2 protein-coding genes and 1 pseudogene are annotated in these 2,691 nt (G+C 39.8%); all 3 read left to right on the top strand.

Annotation, left to right across the window (positions count from 1 at the left end):
* Nucleotides 1–122: 122 nt before the first annotated feature.
* A pseudogene (locus tag WIW52_RS01330) lies at nt 123–968 on the top strand (KaiC domain-containing protein); the annotation flags it as partial.
* A gap of 197 nt (nt 969–1,165) precedes the next feature.
* Complete coding sequence (locus WIW52_RS01325) at nt 1,166–1,750, top strand: IS607 family transposase (RefSeq protein ID WP_337708107.1); 585 nt, start codon at nt 1,166–1,168, stop codon at nt 1,748–1,750.
* A partial coding sequence (locus WIW52_RS01320; protein ID WP_337708105.1) for a transposase occupies nt 1,728–2,691 on the top strand: 964 nt, incomplete at its 3' end. The genes WIW52_RS01325 and WIW52_RS01320, both read left to right, overlap by 23 nt.

Here is a 2,691-nt window from a genome sequence, read left to right as displayed (position 1 = left end):
GGCATATAATTAGGTCCGCCCTCGTTTATACAAACTTTTCTACGAAAAATCTTATTCTTTCGACTTTTTATGTATTTTATTCATCTCATTTTTTACGCTAAAAAAGAGATTCCCATACTGAAGTAAAGAGAGTCAGGACATATATACCTGGTCTAGACGAAATCCTTTATGGCGGAATACCAGAAAGGAACATTGTATTGCTCTCTGGGGGCCCTGGGACTGGAAAGTCCATAATGGCGAAGCAGTTCATATATAACGGTCTAACAAAGGGTGAAAATGGTATATACGTTACTTTGGAAGAACATCCCGTTTCAGTCATAAGGAGTTTTCATCACTTTGGTTGGGATATTACTAAGTATGAAAGAGAGGGAAAGTTTGCTGTAGTTGACGCTTTTACGGGCGGTTACGGTGCAACCGCCCAAAAGGAGAAATATGTTGTTAAAAATGTGGATGATGTAAAGGAATTCTCCGAAGTTTTGAGAACTGCAATTAAAGAGACTGAGGCTAACAGAGTCGCTATTGATTCAGTGAGTACATTATACCTTACTAAACCTGCAATGGCAAGAGGAATAGTAATGACACTAAAGAGGGTAATTTCTGGTCTAGGCTGTACAGCGTTCTTCGTTAGCCAAGTTTCAGTTGGTGAGAGGGGTTTCGGCGGACCAGGTGTAGAACACGCTGTTGACGGTATAATAAGGTTAGACCTAGACGAGTTTGAGGGCAAGATGTATAGGTCGATAATAGTGTGGAAGATGAGGGACACGAAGATCTCAATGGTAAGGCACCCAATGGAAATCACTGATGAAGGTATTGTAATACAATGGGACAAATACTTGAGGATTACGAACTTTAAGGCAGAGATAGATCCTTTACCGCAGAAGGAAGTTGAGGAGATGAAAAAAGCTGTTGAAGAAGTAAAAACTTATCAGAAAAAGGAAGAAAGTGAAGAGGAGGATAATGAGGAATGAAAGGTCTTCATCAAATACATATTATAACCCTTTACTCCTTCCTCGATTTTCCTAATTAAATTACGTTATAACCGACATCTAGCTTTCCGAACTCCACCCCTAAGAGTTGGTCATTTAAGCGGTTGAGTAATATGCCGTCGCCAACAGTTTTTGATAAACCATGAAGTTTATATACTTTGTATGTAAGTTTTACTACAATGCTGAAACCTAAGGAAGTGTGCCAACGCTTAGGAATATCATACCGCACACTACAGAGCTATGTTAAGAAGGGTTACATAAAACCAGTAATACTACAGAGTGGAAAATGGAGGTTTAGAGAAGAGGACGTCGAAAGACTCATGGGAATTGTTAGAAAGAGGAAAGTGATACTTTATGCTAGAGTATCATCAAATACACAAAAAGACGACTTAATAAACCAAGTAAAATACCTAGAGAAGAACGTTAAGGACTACGACCAAGTAATAACTGACGTTGGATCTTCATTGAACATGAAGAGAAAGGGATTCATCAAGTTGTTAAGAATGATACTAAACAACGAAGTGTCAAAAATAGTTATAGCCTACCCAGACAGACTAGTAAGGTTTAGCTTCGAGATACTTGAAGAAGTATGCAAAGCACACAACTGCGAGCTCGTAGTGCTAAACAAAGAGGACAAAACACCAGAACAAGAACTAATTGAAGATTTGACCTCTATACTGGTATCATTTAGCGGAAAGTTGTATGATATGAGGAGTCATAAATACGAAAAGGTGAAGAAGTGTGTCGAAGAGCTTAAAGCTTAAATCATTCCAACCGGAGGAGGAATACGTCTACCTAACGTACTCTCTGAAGAACGATAAGAAGGAGGAGAGCAAGACATTACTGGAGAATTATAAACACCTTCTACACAAAGCTCTAGACTGGTTATGGGAGAGGACTAAGATAGAGAGGAAGGAAGTAAAGAAAGGTAAGAAAGTCCTAACGAAGATCAAAATAACCCTGCCTAAGAAAAAGGAAGTTTACAAGACGTTAAGGGATGAGCTTGAAAAGATTAACAATCTAGCCTCCCACTACGTTGACAAAGCAATAAATGATGCTTACTCAATATTAAAGGGGTGGAAGAGGAGGGCTGAAAAAGGACAAGCGTCACTGAGGAAACCTAGATTGAAGAAGGTTTACGTTAGGATTAAGTCAACTCTGAGGAAGGTTGAGGGTGAGAGTGTAAGGATTACAGTAAGACCTTACGAATACGTCACCTTCTCTTGGTCCCACACTTGGTTTTCAAGGAGGGTTAGAGGGCTTGATTTAGGTGAGCCCATAATTAAGGAGGATAAAGTTCACCTACCATTCCGTTATAAGTTACCTTGGTTTACTCCCCTTGACTTTCTATCTATTGATAGTAATCTTTACACATTGGACGCTTACGATGGGGGGAAGTTCGTCACTTTCTCCTTGAAGGAGTTGTACAGTCTAAAATTCGGTATGGAGTTGAAGAGGGGTAGAATACAGTCTTTTGCTTCTAAACACGGTAGGAAGGGGAAGGTATTGTTGAGGAAGTATTCCCACCGTGAAAGGAACCGCGTGCTTGATTATGTTCACAAGTTCGTGAATAAACTGTTGGAGATGTATCCTCTCACTATGTTTGCTGTTGAGAAGTTGAATAAGCAGTCAATGTTCCAAGACGCTGATGATAAGCTGTCTAAGAAGGTTTCAAGGACTGTGTGGAGGACTATACACCGTGTGC

Source organism: Stygiolobus sp. RP850M (assembly GCF_037389295.1).
In the GTDB taxonomy this organism is placed as follows: domain Archaea; phylum Thermoproteota; class Thermoprotei_A; order Sulfolobales; family Sulfolobaceae; genus Stygiolobus.
This window is presented reverse-complemented; position numbering and strand designations above follow the sequence as displayed.

Bases quoted from the DNA above. Each gene is read 5' to 3' on its own strand.
- WIW52_RS01325 (WP_337708107.1), top strand. From the start codon at position 1,166: ATGCTGAAACCTAAGGAAGTGTGCCAACGCTTAGGAATATCATACCGC.